Source organism: Tenacibaculum sp. A30 (assembly GCF_051200845.1).
GTDB lineage: Bacteria > Bacteroidota > Bacteroidia > Flavobacteriales > Flavobacteriaceae > Polaribacter.
This window is the reverse complement of the sequence record NZ_CP195160.1, coordinates 726,649-742,531: the sequence shown is the minus strand read 5'-3', so window position 1 is coordinate 742,531 and position 15,883 is coordinate 726,649. Positions and strand designations below refer to the sequence as shown.

The 15,883-nt window shown below is 31.4% G+C and carries 18 protein-coding genes; 10 read left to right on the top strand and 8 right to left on the bottom strand.

The window, feature by feature from the left end; translation table 11 throughout:
- Positions 1 to 2 precede the first annotated feature (2 nt).
- The 4 genes from ACR9ES_RS03505 (at position 3) to ACR9ES_RS03490 (ending at position 4,105) form a co-directional block, all read left to right on the top strand.
- Positions 3 to 2,150, top strand: coding sequence for an OmpA family protein (locus ACR9ES_RS03505; RefSeq protein WP_435255114.1), 2,148 nt, complete (start codon positions 3 to 5; stop codon positions 2,148 to 2,150).
- A 138-nt stretch (positions 2,151 to 2,288) separates the two neighbouring features.
- Positions 2,289 to 3,158, top strand: a complete 870-nt coding sequence (locus ACR9ES_RS03500; protein WP_435255113.1) for an OmpA family protein — start codon at positions 2,289 to 2,291, stop codon at positions 3,156 to 3,158.
- 113 nt (positions 3,159 to 3,271) lie between these two features.
- Positions 3,272 to 3,475, top strand: a complete 204-nt coding sequence (locus ACR9ES_RS03495) for a hypothetical protein (RefSeq protein WP_435255112.1) — start codon at positions 3,272 to 3,274, stop codon at positions 3,473 to 3,475.
- A gap of 18 nt (positions 3,476 to 3,493) precedes the next feature.
- Positions 3,494 to 4,105 carry a hypothetical protein gene (locus ACR9ES_RS03490; RefSeq protein ID WP_435255111.1) on the top strand — a complete coding sequence of 204 codons (612 nt, stop codon included), beginning with the start codon at positions 3,494 to 3,496 and terminating at the stop codon, positions 4,103 to 4,105.
- Between the two features lie 96 nt (positions 4,106 to 4,201).
- Here the strand turns inward: ACR9ES_RS03490 and ACR9ES_RS03485 are convergent, their stop codons facing one another.
- Entirely contained in the window at positions 4,202 to 4,834 is a 633-nt protein-coding gene (locus ACR9ES_RS03485; protein ID WP_274635187.1) for a 7-carboxy-7-deazaguanine synthase QueE, read from the bottom strand.
- A gap of 87 nt (positions 4,835 to 4,921) precedes the next feature.
- Between ACR9ES_RS03485 and ACR9ES_RS03480 the strand changes: the two genes are divergently transcribed.
- From ACR9ES_RS03480 to ACR9ES_RS03465, 4 genes are all read left to right on the top strand, one after another.
- Positions 4,922 to 6,442 carry a helicase HerA-like domain-containing protein gene (locus ACR9ES_RS03480; protein ID WP_435255110.1) on the top strand — a complete coding sequence of 507 codons (1,521 nt, stop codon included), beginning with the start codon at positions 4,922 to 4,924 and terminating at the stop codon, positions 6,440 to 6,442.
- Between the two features lie 41 nt (positions 6,443 to 6,483).
- On the top strand, positions 6,484 to 7,044 hold the full coding sequence (locus ACR9ES_RS03475) for a hypothetical protein (protein ID WP_435255109.1): 561 nt from the start codon (positions 6,484 to 6,486) through the stop codon (positions 7,042 to 7,044).
- A gap of 65 nt (positions 7,045 to 7,109) precedes the next feature.
- Entirely contained in the window at positions 7,110 to 7,652 is a 543-nt protein-coding gene (locus tag ACR9ES_RS03470; protein ID WP_435255108.1) for a hypothetical protein, read from the top strand.
- Positions 7,653 to 7,658: 6 nt separating this feature from the next.
- Positions 7,659 to 8,027, top strand: coding sequence for a cupin domain-containing protein (locus ACR9ES_RS03465; protein ID WP_435255107.1), 369 nt, complete (start codon positions 7,659 to 7,661; stop codon positions 8,025 to 8,027).
- On the opposite strand, the gene ACR9ES_RS03460 is transcribed toward ACR9ES_RS03465, so the two are convergent.
- Together ACR9ES_RS03460 and ACR9ES_RS03455 are read right to left on the bottom strand one after the other, a co-directional pair.
- Positions 7,995 to 8,684, bottom strand: a complete 690-nt coding sequence (locus ACR9ES_RS03460; protein ID WP_435255106.1) for a ZIP family metal transporter — start codon at positions 8,682 to 8,684, stop codon at positions 7,995 to 7,997. The two genes, ACR9ES_RS03465 and ACR9ES_RS03460, sit on opposite strands and share 33 nt — an antisense overlap.
- Positions 8,681 to 9,409 carry a class I SAM-dependent methyltransferase gene (locus ACR9ES_RS03455; protein ID WP_274634892.1) on the bottom strand — a complete coding sequence of 243 codons (729 nt, stop codon included), beginning with the start codon at positions 9,407 to 9,409 and terminating at the stop codon, positions 8,681 to 8,683. Before ACR9ES_RS03455 ends, ACR9ES_RS03460 begins: the two co-directional genes overlap by 4 nt.
- Before the next feature lie 112 nt (positions 9,410 to 9,521).
- Here ACR9ES_RS03455 and ACR9ES_RS03450 point away from each other — a divergent pair, with 112 nt between their 5' ends.
- Entirely contained in the window at positions 9,522 to 10,703 is a 1,182-nt protein-coding gene (locus ACR9ES_RS03450) for a THUMP domain-containing class I SAM-dependent RNA methyltransferase (RefSeq protein WP_435255105.1), read from the top strand.
- A 63-nt stretch (positions 10,704 to 10,766) separates the two neighbouring features.
- On the opposite strand, the gene ACR9ES_RS03445 is transcribed toward ACR9ES_RS03450, so the two are convergent.
- From ACR9ES_RS03445 to ACR9ES_RS03425, 5 genes are all read right to left on the bottom strand, one after another.
- Positions 10,767 to 11,537: a pentapeptide repeat-containing protein gene (locus ACR9ES_RS03445; RefSeq protein WP_435255104.1), complete on the bottom strand. Its 771-nt coding sequence runs from the start codon at positions 11,535 to 11,537 to the stop codon at positions 10,767 to 10,769.
- Positions 11,538 to 11,656: 119 nt separating this feature from the next.
- A complete protein-coding gene (locus ACR9ES_RS03440; protein WP_299002958.1) occupies positions 11,657 to 11,929 on the bottom strand; it encodes an HU family DNA-binding protein in 273 nt (90 codons plus the stop codon).
- 186 nt (positions 11,930 to 12,115) lie between these two features.
- Positions 12,116 to 13,060, bottom strand: coding sequence for a methionyl-tRNA formyltransferase (fmt, locus tag ACR9ES_RS03435; RefSeq protein ID WP_435255103.1), 945 nt, complete (start codon positions 13,058 to 13,060; stop codon positions 12,116 to 12,118).
- The gene (locus ACR9ES_RS03430) at positions 13,061 to 14,947 is read right to left on the bottom strand and encodes a RecQ family ATP-dependent DNA helicase (protein WP_435255102.1); all 1,887 of its coding nucleotides are present in this window, start codon (positions 14,945 to 14,947) and stop codon (positions 13,061 to 13,063) included.
- Complete coding sequence (locus ACR9ES_RS03425) at positions 14,940 to 15,482, bottom strand: AAA family ATPase (protein ID WP_435255101.1); 543 nt, start codon at positions 15,480 to 15,482, stop codon at positions 14,940 to 14,942. Before ACR9ES_RS03425 ends, ACR9ES_RS03430 begins: the two co-directional genes overlap by 8 nt.
- 116 nt (positions 15,483 to 15,598) lie before the next feature.
- Between ACR9ES_RS03425 and ACR9ES_RS03420 the strand changes: the two genes are divergently transcribed.
- Entirely contained in the window at positions 15,599 to 15,880 is a 282-nt protein-coding gene (locus tag ACR9ES_RS03420; protein ID WP_133534358.1) for a DUF493 family protein, read from the top strand.
- Positions 15,881 to 15,883: the final 3 nt, after the last annotated feature.

Sequence of the window (15,883 nt, the reverse complement as noted above, 5' to 3'; positions counted from 1 at the left end):
ACATGAATTTTAAAAAAGTACTAGCATCATTTTTATTGATGTTGGCAGTAAGTAGTTTTGCACAAAGTAAAAAAGTAGCAGATCGTTATTTTGAAGAGTTTTCTTACGTGCAATCAGCTAAACTGTACAAGGATTTAGTATTGATTAAAGGAGATACTTCTAAACATGTGTTGAGTAGATTAGCAGAATCGTATTACAATAATTCAGATACAGAAGAAGCAGAAGTTTGGTATGAAAAATTATTAGCGAATTATAATGATTTAGATGATAAACATTTATTTAAATACGCTCAAACGTTAAGAAGTAACGGAAAATATAAAAAATCTGATTCTATTTTTTTAAAGCTTACTGAAAATCAAAAGGGGAATTTAAACGAAGCATTAAACAGAGAAGGATATTTACAAGATTATTCTAAGCAAGAAAAGAGAATAGGAATAAGAAACTTGGCAATAAATACTCCTTTTTCAGATTTTGGAGGATTTTTATTAAACGGTAAATCATACTATTCATCTTCTGTTCCAAGTGGAGATAAAAGAGAGAATATTTATAAGTGGAACAATCAACCATTTTTAAATATTTATAAGGCTGAAGAAGATATTCAAACATTAGAAGGAAGAGAACAAGATACCGTACTAGTACTAGCAAATAGCCAAAAATTAGAAGCGCCAATATCTTCTGAATTGCATGAGTCTACTCCAGTATTTACGAAAGATGGAAAAACAATTTATTTTACCAGAAATAATTCAGACGGTAAAAGAGCTAGAAAGAGTAAAAAGAATACTTCTAACTTAAAAATATATAAGGCTAGCTATATAAACGGATATTGGGTAAATGTTAAAGAATTACCGTTTAACAATGACGAATATTCTACAGGACATCCAGCATTAAGTCCAGATGAAAAAACATTATACTTTGTTTCTAACATGCCTGGTGGTTATGGAGATTCAGATATTTATAAAGTTGAAATCAAAGGAAAAGACGAATACGGAACACCTGTTAATTTAGGAAGTACAATTAATACATCAGAAAAAGAAGTTTTTCCTTATGTAGGAGGTGACAATGTGTTGTATTTTTCATCAAACGGACATTTAGGATTAGGTCTTTTAGATGTTTTTCAATCAAAAATAAATGATGATGGTACTTTAACTTCACCAGAAAATTTAGGATACCCTTTTAATAGTAAGAAAGACGATTTTTCATTTTTTATAAGTGAAGATGGTAAAAGAGGATTTTTCTCATCGAATAGAGATAAAGGAAAAGGAGACGATGATATTTACAGTTTCTTTATTTATACAGATCCTCCTGTTTGTACTCAAATAGTAGAAGGTGTTATCAGAGCAAAGAATACTAACGAGATTATTGAAGCTGCTGTTGTCAAATTAATTGATAAAAATAAAGAAATTGTAGCAGAGGTAATTTCTGATGTTAATGGTAAATATGTTTTTAAAGAAGTTCCTTGTAATAACACTTATACAGTTACAGCAACAAAGTTAGATCATCGAGCAGGAAAAAATAAGGTAACTACTTTAAATAATCGAAACGAGGTAATTAAAACGAATATCGAGTTAACTCCATTAATTGTTGGTGATCAAATCGTGATTAATCCTATCTATTTTGATTTTAATAAGTCAATTATTAGAGAAGATGCTGAGTATGAATTAGAGAACATTATTACTGTTATGACTAATCATCCTGAATTAGTTATTAAAATTGAATCTCATACAGATAGTAGAGGACCTAGAGAATATAATAGAATGTTGTCAGACAAAAGAGCTAAATCAACTAGAGATTATATCCTATCTAGAGGAATAGCTAATGATAGAATTGAAAGTGCTATAGGTTATGGAGAAGACAAACCTTTAAATGATTGTGTTGATGGAAGAAAATGTTCTGAAAAAGAGTATCAATTAAACAGACGATCTTATTTTTTTATTGTAAAAGGAGGAGAAAATATAGAAAAGAGACACGAAATAGAAGAACGAAAAGTAAGGAGAAGAATATCTACAAGAAAGAGTAATTTCTTAGAATACTTGAGAAAGAATTTTAAAAAATCAAATAATTCAAGACCTGAAAGTAGAAAATGTTTCAAAGAAGATGATGAAAATTGTGAGACACCAAAAAAGGAGATTAATGTGAATTATAAGAGGTAATTTACTATGCTAAAAACTTACAATTAATAAAAGAAGAAAGTCCCTTTAAAAAGGGGCTTTTTTTTATTGATAATATAATATTATAGTAAAAATTAAGTTATAGGTGTACATTAACTTATTATATCATTATTATTAATTATGAAAAAACTATTTATCCCCCTAGCGTTATTAGCTTTGACAATGACGTCGTGTGTGTCAAAAAAGAAGTATGTTGAGTTAGAGCAAAAGTACAATGACACTAGAGGTAACTTGCAAAAAACAACTCTAGAGAAAGAGCAATTAGAAGCAAAGTTTGCTAAAATTGAGAAGAGAGTTGATGACTACAACCAAAAAATAAACTCGTTAAAAGACGTAAACGAGTCGCTGCAAGAAGAAAATAATGTTAAGTTAGATATGGTTGGTAATTCGGCTGTAATTTCTAACACTATGAAAGAAAAAATGAGAGAGACACTTAAAAATGTTGATCCAGCAGAATTAGCTAATGCAAAAACATTAAAAGACTCAATGAATGTTGCAGTAGCTTATAACCTTAAAAAGTCAATTAACTCTTCAGAATTAGAAAATGATGAAGATGTAAATATTGACATAGACCAAACAGTTGTAATGATTTCTGTATCAGATAAAATGTTATTTAACACAGCTAGTTATAGAGTTAAGAATAATGCTCATAAACTAATTAAAAAATTAGCAGATATCATTAACTCTGAGCCTAGTATGGATGTTATGATTGAAGGACATACAGATGCTAGATCATATAACTCAGGTGTATTACAAGATAACTGGGATTTAAGTGTAAAAAGAGCAACGTCTATTGTTCGTCTTTTAGAGAAAAAATACGGAGTTGATCCAAGTAGATTAATTGCTTCTGGTAGAGGTAGTGCAGTTCCTTTAGTAGAGAATAACTCAGCTAAAAATAGAGCAAGAAATAGGAGAACAAGAATTGTAATCTTACCTAATTTAGATAAGTTCTTTGGTTTAATGGCTAAAGAAGAAACTATCAAACCTTAATTACATCTTTTAGAAGCAAAAAACCAGCATTAGGCTGGTTTTTTGCTTATTTCAAGTGACTTATAATAATAAAAGTGTCTTACAATATATTAACCCAATCTATTAATTAAATTATGAAAAAACTACTGATTTTAACATTTGGAATCCTTTTTATGATTTCATGTACAGACAAAAAGAAAAAAGAAGATGAAAAGAAAGTTGAAACCGCTATTCAAAAAATAGATTCTATAGAAAAGAATCTTGAAGAAGGTATGGATAAGCTTAACGAAGCAGCGGAGAATGTAGAAGAGCAGTTACAAGAGTTAGATAGTATATAAACTAAAAATATGATTACAATGAAAAACATAAAAATTATAGTATCTATTGTAATGTTTTTTGCATTCATAAGTACACAACAAGTGGTAGCACAAGGTCAAGGAAAAGAAAAAGACAAGAGCACAGAGGTTAAGCAAAAAGGAAAGGATAAAGCTAATGAAGCAAAAGAAGAATTAGAGCAAGAAGTTAAAGAAAAGAAAAACGATAAAGCTCAAGATAAAAAAGAGAAGAAAAATAAAAGAGAGGAGCTTCACCAAAAAAACCAAAAAGAGTACAAAGGAAAAGGGAATGCTTACGGTCGTGATAAAAATGGAATGAGCGGAAGAGAGTTTGGTCAAATGAGGTCAAATGAAGCTAAAGAGAAAATAGAAGAGCAAGAGCGAAATATTCGTGAAAGTGAAGATGTTTTAAGAAGAGGAAGATCAAGAGTAAAAAACGCGAACGATAGAATTAAAGAATCTAGAGAGAAAAAAGAAATAACCGACGAAGAAGTTAAGGTCAAAGAAGAGGTAATTCGCAAAACGAATGAAAGACTTAGTGAGTTGAGTAAAAAAATTGAAGAGCAAAAGGAGAAAGTAAAAAAAGATAAAGAAGCTTTAAGTAAAATACTTTTTCCTAAAGAAGATAAATAAACACTCTTTTTTTTACTCTAAAGTTTAAGAGTATTAGAAACAAAAAAGCAACCTTTAGATTACTGAGCGTAGTCGAAGTAAGGTTGCTTTTTTTGTTTATGGTATATTTAAATACTTATGTGTTTGTAAGGATATTTTCCATTTCGGATTTTCCATTACATAATCAATAATTTGTGGAGTCATTTTTTCTTTTTTACTCCATTCGGGTTGTAAAAATAACTTACACTTTTCACCAACTTTAGCGGCTTGTTCTTCTGCAAACTGAAAATCATTTTTGTTGTGAATAATCATTTTCAATTCATCAGCCTCTTGGTAAGCACGCTCTAATGGTAATTTCGTTTTTTTAGGAGATAAACAAAACCAATCCCAAACCCCAGAAAAATCATAGGCTCCAGAGGTTTCAATATGTGTTTTAATACCTTCTTTTTGTAATTGTTGGGTAATATGATCTAAACTCCACATTAAAGGTTCTCCACCTGTAATTACCACAGTTTCGGCATATTTTTTAGCATTCTCAACAATAATATCTGTTTTTGTAGGCGGATGTAAATTAGCATCCCAACTTTCTTTCACATCACACCAGTGGCAACCAACATCGCAACCACCAATACGAATAAAATATGCAGCAGTACCTGTATGCGCACCTTCTCCCTGAATTGTATAAAATTCTTCCATTAACGGAAGCATTTCTCCCGTATTAATTAACTCTTGTACTTCTTTTTTCAACATAAGGGTGCAAAGATAGGCAACATTAAAATTTAATGAATGATTTTTGTTACTTTTACGTGTTTTTATCACAAAAAAGTTCAAAAAAGAATGAGTAAAACCGAAGAGTTTTTCAAGTACATCAACGAAGGATATACCACTAAAGGAGAGTTTATTACGTTAGGGGCAGGAATGCTAGGTGAAGAAACCGTAACCAATGCCTTGGTAAATATTCCTTTAAAAACGTTAAATCGTCACGGATTAATAGCTGGCGCAACAGGAACAGGAAAGACAAAAACCTTACAAGTATTGGCAGAAAACATGTCAGAAAAAGGAATTCCTGTATTGTTGATGGATGTGAAAGGAGATTTGAGTGGATTAGCACAACCCAGTCCAGGACATGCAAAGATTGATGAACGTCATGAAAAAATCGGGATTCCATTTACAGCAACAAAATTTCCAATAGAAATTTTATCAATTTCAGAACAAAACGGAGTTCGTTTACGTGCTACAGTTTCTGAATTTGGCCCTGTTTTATTATCACGTATTTTAGATTTAACGGAGACACAATCTGGTATTGTAGCCATCATTTTCAAATATTGTGATGACCATCAGCTACCGTTATTAGATTTAAAAGATTTCAAGAAAATCCTTCAATATATAACCAATGAAGGAAAAGAAGAAATTCAAGGAGAATACGGACGAATTTCTACGGCTAGTACAGGAGCAATTCTTAGAAAAATAGTAGAAATAGAGCAACAAGGAGGTGATTTATTCTTCGGAGAAAAATCGTTTGATGTTGATGATTTAACTCGTATCGATGAAAACGGACGCGGTGTTATTTCTGTGCTACGTTTAACCGATATTCAAGATCGACCAAAGTTGTTTTCAACCTTTATGTTACAGTTGTTAGCAGAGGTATACGAAACTTTTCCTGAGCAAGGCGATAGTGGTCGACCTGAACTTGTTATTTTTATAGACGAAGCTCATTTAGTGTTTGATGAAGCTTCGAAAGCACTTTTAAGCCAGATAGAAAGTATTGTAAAGTTAATTCGTTCAAAAGGAATAGGATTATACTTTGTAACACAAAATCCGAAAGATGTTCCAGAAGATGTGTTAGCACAATTAGGAATGAAGATTCAACACGCTCTACGTGCATTTACGGCAAAAGATAGAAAAGCAATTAAATTGGCTGCTGAAAACTATCCAGATTCTGAATATTACGATACTAAAGAAGTATTAACGCAGTTAGGTATAGGGGAAGCATTGGTTTCAGTATTGAATGAAAAAGGAATTCCAACTCCGTTAGCACGAACGATGTTACGTGCTCCGATGAGTAGAATGGATGTGTTAACAGAAAAGGAAATTAAACAAGTATTAGACAATTCTAGATTAATTCCTAAGTACAATGATACTCTAGATAGAGAAAGTGCTTATGAAATACTAAATAAGAAAATTGAAAAGATAAATAAAGAAGAGGAAGCAGTAGCAAAAAGAGAAGAGGAGGAGAAGACGAGAAGGAGAACTTCTTCAACTCGAACTAGCACGCGTATGAATCCAGTAGTAAAGGTGTTAACCAGTGCTACATTTATAAGAGCTGCTTTCGGAATTTTAAAAAAGGTACTAAAATAACAAATAGAAAAAATAGACGTTTTAAATATAAAAGAAGAACAATGAGAACATTAATGAAACCTTTAGTAATTGCTGTAATGGCAGTAGTATTTGTACAATGCGGTAATAGTAAGTTTGATATTGCTAAAGGAAAAGTAGGGGAATTAACTACAAAAACAACGGTGCAAGAAATTGAAGGTATTTTCAAGCAAGATTCAATAGTAAAAGTTTTAAGTGAAGGAGCTAAAGGAGATAATCTTTTTCAAGAAGATGACAAATATTTAGTGTACGAAAAAGGAGGAAAGCATTTGTTAACTATTACTCCTAAAGAGCAGTTAGACTCTACTTCAACAATTAAGAGTATCGAAATTTTTGATGAGCGTTTTAAGACAAAATCTGGAGTAAATATTAAATCTACTTTCCAAGACATTGATGCAAATACGAAAGTAAATAAAGTAGAATCATCTTTTTCATCAGCAACGCTATTTATAGATGATTTAAACGCGACAATTACAATTGATAAAGAAGACTTAGGATTAAAAGAGTTTAGTACTCAAAAAGTAACCAAAGAACAAATTCCTGATTTAGCAAAAATTAAATCGTTTACCATTTGGTTTAACTAAAATATACGAAGCCGAAACAACTGTTTCGGCTTTTTAATTAATAATAGCTATGTAAATTTTAAAAGATGGAAGTAATAAAAATAGTATTTTTTGTATTGGGTGTTTTTTTTGGAGAAGATAGTAGAATAGGAGCAGAGAAAACAACAGTAACAGTAAATTCAAAAGAAAAAGAGGTAATAATTGTTCAAGAAGGGTTGTTTACACTTATAAAGAAAGAACAAGACAGCGTACAAGTTAATTCAGAGCTAGAGAAAATTATAGCTAGAAATTGGAGAAAAGAAATTAAGAGTTATCCGTCAAAGTCATGTACTTTTCATACTACGAAAGAGGGTAATTTAAATGCAACAATCATTTTAAATTATTCATCAGTAAAAGACTTAAAAGATTTTGCTCTAGAATTTAATGAAGAGACCAATGAGTTTTCGTTAATAAACATTCCTAATTGGAATATTGAAACAAAGCAAGGTGAGTTAAATGACAACTATTGGAAGTTTAAAGCAAACGACAAGTTTACTTTTGTTGTTACACCTTTTAAAAACATGCCCGAACAGCTTATAAGTGCTAAAAGAAATCTTAGACCAATTTTAGAAGCTAAGGAGTCAAAATAAAACGATATGAATAAAAAATATACAATTCAAAAAAATCCCTTTGTAGTGCCAACTACCGATGGAAAGTTAATTGAAGAACATTTTGGAAATGCTACCGATGGAAATTCAAATGTGAGTATTGCACACATGATAGCACCTCCAGGTTGGAGTGAGCCTTTTCAAACACCAGAATTTGAAGAATTCACGTATATTATTAAAGGAAAAAAACAATTCAATATCGATGGAGAAATAGTTGTGCTAGAAGCAGGACAATCTATCAAAATTGAAAAGAATGTGCGTGTACAGTATTCTAATCCTTTTACAGAGCCTTGTGAGTATTTAGCCGTTTGTTTACCAGCTTTCTCAATGGGGTTGGTGCATCGTGAAGATAGTTAACAACACCCCTAAAATAATAGCTGCAAACTTTTTATAGTTGAATTTGTGGTTTTCAGTACTTTCAAAAAGGATAATAGTTGAAATATGTAAAAACACTCCGATAATTAACGCCGTAATTTCAGTGTTATACTCTATAATTACAGGTACTTTATCAGCCACTAAAATCCCTAAAGGACTCATCAACGCAAATACCGTTAAAAAGAAAAAGATTATTTTTTTCGAATAGTTAGCGTGTAATAAAAAAGTGGTTAATACAATAGCAATTGGAATTTTATGTACGATAATTGCCCACAATAAGTTATCATCAGCATGATGAATTGGTAGTCCTTCAGAAAACGCATGAATACATAAACTTACAAATAGCATCCAAGGAAATTCAGAAGAATCTGAATGTAAATGAATATGTCCGTGTTCAGCACCTTTAGAAAATGATTCTAATATCGATTGTACAATGATTCCTACTAAAATCAAAATACCTGCTAATTTAGTATTGTCGGTATGATGGTATACTTCTGGTAATAAATGTAAAATAGTAACAGAAAGAAGGTAAGCACCACTAAAAGCTAATAACAAACGGACGAAGTTATTGCTTGGTTTTATTATAAAAACTAATAAAACACCTACTAAAACGGCTGAAATTAATAAGAAGTAACTCATTTAGCAACGATAATTAAACGATCAGAAGATTGTGAATTGAATTTATTCAGGCTATAGTCGCCAAAAATATGTATTACTTGCAAATTCACTTTATCAAAGTACGATTGCAATTTTTCTAAGGTTAAAAACTTTACGCGTTCGGTATACAAATGTGATTTTTCTTCCGCAGTAAAAGAAATGTGTTTTAAGATGAATCCGTCTTTGATTTCTTTTTGAATATTGAATTCAATATCATCAATAATTTTTACTTCTTCTTTAACCAACGTGTTTTTTACTTTTTCAACATTTAAGAAATCCAAGACAAAAACACCGTCTTCTTTTAATCCGTTTTTAATACTTCTTAAAACAGCAATGTCTTCATTGTCATCTTCAAAATAACCAAAACTAGTAAATAGATTAAATACGGCGTCGTATTTATTTTCTATAGGTTTTCGCATATCCCAAACCTCAAAATGAAGCGTATCATTTTCAAATTGTTTGGCGTGTTCAATACTCTTTTCGCTCAAATCACCACCTACGACATCGTAACCTAATGAGTTTAAATAAACTGCATGACGCCCTTTTCCGCATGGTAAATCAGCAATCTTACTCGATTTTGGTAATTGTAAAAAAGAAGTAATGTTTCGCATAAAAAACTGAGCGTCGGCATCGTTTCTATGCTTGTATAAAATATGATAGTATGGTGTGTTAAACCAAGAAGTAAACCAATCTGTTGTTGAATTCATAACTCTAAGGTCTGCAAAAATACATAAAACTTACGTTTTTTGTATTCAAAGTAGAAAAGATTGATAACAACCCAAAATTAGCTGTACTTTTGCAGTGAAATTTTACAGTTACATGGAAAAAGATTTTAAAATGACCGCCGTTACCATGGCAGGTTTAGAAGGGGTTTTAGCAGACGAATTACGTCAGTTAGGAGCAATGGAAGTGAAAGAAGGGATAAGAAGTGTTGCTTTTAGAGGTGATAAGGGCTTTATGTATAAAGCCAATATTGCGTTGCGTACTGCTATTCGTATCTTAAAACCAATTAAACGCAGTAAAATTTATGATGAAGAAGATTTATATGAAGCGATTCAACGTGTAAAATGGGAACGTTTTTTAGATGTTGACGGAACATTTGCTATCGGAGCGGTGGTAAATTCGAATAATTTCACGTCTAATTCACATTATATCAGTTTAAAATCGAAGGATGCTATTGCTGATTATTTTATGCATAAGTATAAAAAGCGTCCGAATGTAGATTTAAAATATCCTGATGTTAAGGTTCATATTCATATTCATAAAGAATGGTTGACTATTTCGTTAGATTCTTCAGGTGAATCGTTACACAAGCGTGGATATCGTAGTGCTACGAATATTGCACCGATTAACGAGGTGTTAGCTGCAGGATTATTATTACTTTCAGGGTATAAAGGAGAAGAAAACTTTATAGATCCGATGTGTGGTTCTGGTACTATTTTGATTGAAGCTGCGATGATTGCTAATCAAATTCCAGCAAACATTAATCGTAAACATTTTGCTTTTGAAAATTGGAACGATTATGATGAAGATTTATATTTCATTATTCAAGATTCATTGTTGAAGAAAATACGAAGTTCTCATTTTAAAATTATGGGATTTGATAAGGCTCCATCGGCAGTTAGAAAAGCGCAGCAAAATATTATCAATGCTAATTTGGATGAGTTTATAGGAGTACATCACGTAAACTTTTTCAATTCAAAAAAAGAAGTATTTGGTAAAACTACAATTTTGTTCAATCCGCCTTATGGAGAGCGTTTAAATATTGATGTAGAAGAGTTTTATAGAAAAATAGGAGACACGCTAAAGAACAATTATCCTAATTCAACAGCGTGGTTAATTACGTCGGATATTCAAGCCTTAAAACATGTAGGATTACGAACGTCGAAAAGAGTTCCGTTGAAAAATGCCGATTTAGATTGTCGTTTTGTAAAGTATGAGTTGTATGAAGGTAGTAAGAAAGAAAAAAAGAATTCTTCATTTAACGATGAGGAAGAATAAAAATAAAACTCCGCTGAAAAGCGGAGTTTTATTATTTATAGTTTAAGAGAAAGTTTTCTAAGATTATTTTTTCAGTAAGTATTTGTTAAAACTTATACCATTTATTTTAGTGTATTTTGAATCAATATCAAAGGCGACTTCCATACCTGTTATATCAAATTCGCCTGATACTTTGGTGTATTTTATGTTTAAGTCTTCTTCAAACTTTACATTTCTAAATGATACCCCGTCTTTAAAATCAGTGTATTTAAAAATAGCACTTTCGTTAAATATTGAGTTTTCAAAACTTACAAAACGCTTAAAGTTTGCATATTTAAAAGTAGATGGTTCTTCAAATAAGGTGTTCTTAAAAGAAATGTCTCTATTAAACTTAGCATATTTAAAAGTAGAGTCTCCTTTAAATTTAGAGCCAGAAAAGTCTGTGTTTTTCTCAAAGTCAGAATATTTAAACATTGCTTTTTGTTCAAAGGTACAATCCTTAAAGATTACGAAGTCTTCAAAATTAGCAACAAACGTATATCCGCTTTTTTCATCAGGAATATAGGCTAACACATCATCTTCAAAAACACAGTTTATAAATGAAACTTTATTGGTAATTTGTTTTTCAATAGTGTTTGAGCCACCGTTGTTCCACCAACTTTTTCTGGTAGGAAGTTTAGAAAGTGCTTCTTCCATAAAAGTAAAATCTAGTGTCCCTTTAATTGTAGCATTTGAAATGGTTATAGCTTCACCGTTTTTAACATCTTTTATAATATCAGATGCATTTATGGTTTTTTGAGCAAAAGTAGTTGAGAAACAAAATAGCAGTACGATAAGAGTGGCTATATTTTTCATTGTATAATTGTTTTAAGTTCTATTTTAAAGACAATAGCTGTATGTTTTTGTGACACTAAAGATAAAAAAAACAGCATTTAGTTGCCTAAATGCTGTTGTGATATGTTTTGAGGAGGATATTAGTTTACAGAGTCACTTAAACCAGCACCAGCTTTAAATTTAACTACGTTTTTAGCAGCAATTTTGATTTCTTTTCCAGTTTGAGGGTTTCTACCAGTTCTAGCAGCTCTCTCAGAAACAGACCAAGTTCCCCATCCAACTAAAGCAACTTTACCACCTTTTTTTAGAGTATTAGTTACGTTAGCAGTTAAAGAATCTAATGCAGCTTTAGCAGCAGCTTTTGAAATTCCTGCATCAGCAGCCATCGCATCGATTAAATCTGATTTGTTCATAATTTAAATAGATTTTAAAATTAATTAATATTTTTTTGCTTCAATAGCTCAACAAATATAGACGGAATGCGGGATTGTGCAAGATTTGGCCTAAAAAAAACACTCTTTTGTTAATAAGTTACTTCGAATTGTTAATAACCCTGATTGTTTTTTTGTTAAAAACGCTAAAACCTTATAAATAAAGGGCTACAGCATTTTAGCTCCTTTTTCAAATTGGTAGCCATTTAATAAACTTTGAGCATCCATTAATTTTTTACCTGAAATTTTAATTTGATGAATATTTAAGTAACCATCTGTAACCGCTACTTTTAACTCTTTTTTTGAGGTAATAATTGTTCCGTTATCTAAAGAATGTGAAGTGTTTTCTTTTGAAACCTCATAAATTTTAGCTGAAACTTCCTCTTCGCCGTTTATAATGGTTGTCCAAGCGGCAGGATATGGGTTTAATCCACGGATATGGTTGTATATATCTTGTAATGGCTTAGACCAATCAATTTTACAGTTGTCAGGATACAGTTTAGGAGCTGATTTTTCTTCTAATTCTGGTTGCTTGGTAGTGGTTACATCACCTTTTGCAATTAAATCAACTGTCTCAGCAACTAAGTTGGCTCCTAAATACATTAGTTTGTCATGTAATTCACCTACAACTTCATCTTCTTTAATATCAACTTCACTTTGTAAGATGATTTCACCTGTATCAATCTTATCATCAATAAAGAACGTAGTAACGCCTGTTTTGGTTTCACCATTAATAATTGCCCAGTTAATAGGTGCTGCTCCACGATACTCTGGTAATAAAGAAGCGTGTAAATTAAACGTACCATATTCTGGCATTGCCCAAACCGATTTTGGTAACATTCTAAAAGCAACTACTATTTGTAAGTTGGCGTTCCATTTTTTTAGTTCTTCTTGAAACTCTTCACTTTTTAAGTTTGTTGGTTGAAGAATAGGTAAGTTTTGAGATAACGCATATTTTTTAACTGCAGATTGATTTAGTTTACGACCTCTTCCTGCAGGTTTGTCTGCCGCGGTAATAACTCCCACAACATTATAATCATTCTCTACTAAGTGTTGTAAAATAGTAGCAGCAAAATCTGGGGTTCCCATAAAAACAATGCGTAAATCTCTCATTTATATCAAATAATATTTATTGTTATTCGTGTGTATTTTTTCTTCAGCCAGTAGCTGTCGCAAAAGTATTAAAATGTTCGCTTCTTTTTCATTAAGAAGCGAGCAGATTTCAATAACTGTATAGCTTTTTCCGTCTTTAAAAAGAGATAATACATCTTGCTGATTTACATTAGTTCTAGTTTTCTTCTGTAAACAAACATCACAAATTCCACAGTTTTGAGCATTCTGCTCATCAAAGTAGGAGAGAAGCTGCATACTACGGCAAACTGTATCGTTTTTAATAAACTGAAGTAAATCGTTGTTTTTTTGTTCTTTCTGCTTGATGTATTGCTGAATGTTTACTGAAATTCGGTTAATGGTTTTGTCATCTTCTCTAGGGTGCAAAAAGAACAATTCAGCATTGTTGGTTGATTTTGTATAGGTAATCAGTTCTTCTTGGGCTAATTTTTCTAACATAGTAATGACACTCCAAGAAGTAGAGCCTAGTTTTTTAGCGATATAGAATTCATCAATTTTTACAGGGTTTTCAAAAATTCCACCATATAAACGTAAAATTTGCTGAATAAAGTTTTTAAGCTGTATGTTTTGATGCGTTTGAGAAATGACTTGTTTACTCGTTGCTAAAAACTGAACGGTAGACTTTTGTTGAAAGTTATGGTTGAGTTCTATAATTCCATTATTAGTTAGAATTTGAAGCGCATTAAAAGTTTTATTGGGTATAAAACCATATTTGCTACAAAAATCCAAAAAGTTGAAGTCAAAAGCAGATTCGATCAATTCTCCCTTGGCAATTTGAAAATGTTGATATAACTTTTGATGAACAATTTTTATTTCATCAATACTAGGAAGCGATTTTTTAAGTAATTCACTACTTAGAGAAATATCACTGTTATTTGTTAATACTACAGAAAAAGCTTTGTTTCCATCACGACCGCCACGACCTGCTTCTTGAATGTAATTTTCGATAGAAGAAGGTAAATTGATATGCACAACTACTCGAACATTTGGTTTGTCAATTCCCATCCCAAAAGCATTTGTAGCAACGATTATGGGAGTTTTTTCTGTCATCCAATTATCAAAAGCAAGTTTTTTTTCTACAGCAGATAGTCCGCCATGATAAAAAGAGCTTTTAAAACCTTGTGCATTTAGGTAACTACTAATCTCTTTTGTTTTGCTACGTGTATTCACATATACAATCGCAGGAGCTTTTGTTTTAGTGAAAATTTGATTCAGCTTACCAAGTTTGTCTTCTGTCTTATAAATTTGATAGGCTAAATTTTCTCTAAAAAAAGATTTTTTGAAAACAGTTGGGCTTTCCAACTCAAGTGAACTAGTAATATCTGAAATTACTTTTTGTGTAGCAGTTGCGGTTAAAGCAATTATAGGGGCAGAAGGTTGTAATTCTTTTAAAATTGTAATATTCTGATACGACGGACGAAAATCGTGTCCCCATTCAGAAATACAATGTGCCTCATCAATAGCAATCAAATTAACATCTAATTGCTTAATTTTCTCTTGAATAAAACGAGATTGTAATCGTTCGGGCGAAAGGTATAAAAACTTAGTTTTTCCAAATCGGATGTTGTCAAAAAGTGTAATGATTTCATCCTGGGTACTTCCAGAAGGAATTAAAGTAGCTTTAATACCTCTTTCAGTAAGATTTGCAACTTGATCTTGCATCAAAGCAATTAAAGGAGAAATGACAATACAAATACCTTCTTTTGCTAAAGCAGGTACTTGAAAACAAATAGATTTACCACCACCAGTAGGAAGTAGCGCAACTACGTTGTTTCCTGCTAATACTTCTGTAATTATATTTTGTTGAGGTTCTCTAAACGAGTTGAACCTCCAGTAGTGTTTTAGTATTTGAAGCGCTGTATCATACATCGTGTTTTAACGTATGTAAAATAAAATCGCAACGCTCATGTACCGTCCCAAAAGGAACATCAATTATGTTATAGCCTATTTCTTCGTAAGCTTCTTTTAAAAAAGTATCAATTTTTACTGATTGTTCAAACGTTTCATAACGCTCGTTGTCAGATTTATAAATATCTTCCCAAGGGGCACACATAAATACTTTGGTGTATAAGTATTTATTGCTTTTTTCTATAAAAATATCAGGAAAGTCAGAACCCAAATAATTCATATAGGCATGTATATCAGGAATTCCTCTATCAAAAAAGATAATTTCAGCATCACTTTGGTGTGCATCTATATATTGTTGTTCTCGTCCTTCTAATAAAAGTTGACTAAATAGTAAGGGTTGCTCTAAAAAAAGTTGATCTATTCCATCTTTTTGAGCTTTTAGGGTAACCTCTCTTGAAATCTCTGGCATACATTCATATCCACGCTTAATAAATTCTCTTAAAATAGAGGATTTACCCGTACCAGGACCACCTATTAAAACTATTTTTTGTTGCATGGGGCAAAAATAAAAGTTTCAAGTTATAAATATAATAAATAGTGTAATTTTGTGCTTCATCATCATGAATTCTATATTTTTTGATGATTTTTAATAAAAACAGTAATTATTGAGTTATGCAAGATAGAGAGGCTTTTTACGCAAAATTAAAATCACAGTTAGAAGACACTACAACTTTTCCAGCTAAATACTTATACAAGTTTATTGTTCCTACGGATGGAAATCAAGTACAAGAAGTACAAGATTTATTTAATGAAGGTGGAGCGGTTATTGATACCAAAAAATCTAAAACAGGCAAGTATGTAAGTGTTTCAATACACTTAACGGTTAAAAGTTCAGACGAAGTTATTTCTTATTACAAAAAAGCAGAGGCTATAAAAGGAATTATTTCTTTGTAAATT

Coding starts and splice junctions, on each gene's coding strand:
- ACR9ES_RS03450 (WP_435255105.1), top strand. CDS start 9,522: ATGGAAAAAGATTTTAAAATGACCGCCGTTACCATGGCAGGTTTAGAA.
- ACR9ES_RS03465 (WP_435255107.1), top strand. CDS start 7,659: ATGAATAAAAAATATACAATTCAAAAAAATCCCTTTGTAGTGCCAACT.
- ACR9ES_RS03460 (WP_435255106.1), bottom strand. CDS start 8,684: ATGAGTTACTTCTTATTAATTTCAGCCGTTTTAGTAGGTGTTTTATTA.
- ACR9ES_RS03485 (WP_274635187.1), bottom strand. CDS start 4,834: ATGTTGAAAAAAGAAGTACAAGAGTTAATTAATACGGGAGAAATGCTT.
- ACR9ES_RS03505 (WP_435255114.1), top strand. CDS start 3: ATGAATTTTAAAAAAGTACTAGCATCATTTTTATTGATGTTGGCAGTA.
- ACR9ES_RS03430 (WP_435255102.1), bottom strand. CDS start 14,947: ATGTATGATACAGCGCTTCAAATACTAAAACACTACTGGAGGTTCAAC.
- ACR9ES_RS03490 (WP_435255111.1), top strand. CDS start 3,494: ATGAAAAACATAAAAATTATAGTATCTATTGTAATGTTTTTTGCATTC.
- ACR9ES_RS03480 (WP_435255110.1), top strand. CDS start 4,922: ATGAGTAAAACCGAAGAGTTTTTCAAGTACATCAACGAAGGATATACC.
- ACR9ES_RS03495 (WP_435255112.1), top strand. CDS start 3,272: ATGAAAAAACTACTGATTTTAACATTTGGAATCCTTTTTATGATTTCA.
- ACR9ES_RS03425 (WP_435255101.1), bottom strand. CDS start 15,482: ATGCAACAAAAAATAGTTTTAATAGGTGGTCCTGGTACGGGTAAATCC.
- ACR9ES_RS03470 (WP_435255108.1), top strand. CDS start 7,110: ATGGAAGTAATAAAAATAGTATTTTTTGTATTGGGTGTTTTTTTTGGA.
- ACR9ES_RS03500 (WP_435255113.1), top strand. CDS start 2,289: ATGAAAAAACTATTTATCCCCCTAGCGTTATTAGCTTTGACAATGACG.
- ACR9ES_RS03445 (WP_435255104.1), bottom strand. CDS start 11,537: ATGAAAAATATAGCCACTCTTATCGTACTGCTATTTTGTTTCTCAACT.
- ACR9ES_RS03475 (WP_435255109.1), top strand. CDS start 6,484: ATGAGAACATTAATGAAACCTTTAGTAATTGCTGTAATGGCAGTAGTA.
- ACR9ES_RS03420 (WP_133534358.1), top strand. CDS start 15,599: ATGCAAGATAGAGAGGCTTTTTACGCAAAATTAAAATCACAGTTAGAA.
- ACR9ES_RS03455 (WP_274634892.1), bottom strand. CDS start 9,409: ATGAATTCAACAACAGATTGGTTTACTTCTTGGTTTAACACACCATAC.
- ACR9ES_RS03440 (WP_299002958.1), bottom strand. CDS start 11,929: ATGAACAAATCAGATTTAATCGATGCGATGGCTGCTGATGCAGGAATT.
- fmt (WP_435255103.1), bottom strand. CDS start 13,060: ATGAGAGATTTACGCATTGTTTTTATGGGAACCCCAGATTTTGCTGCT.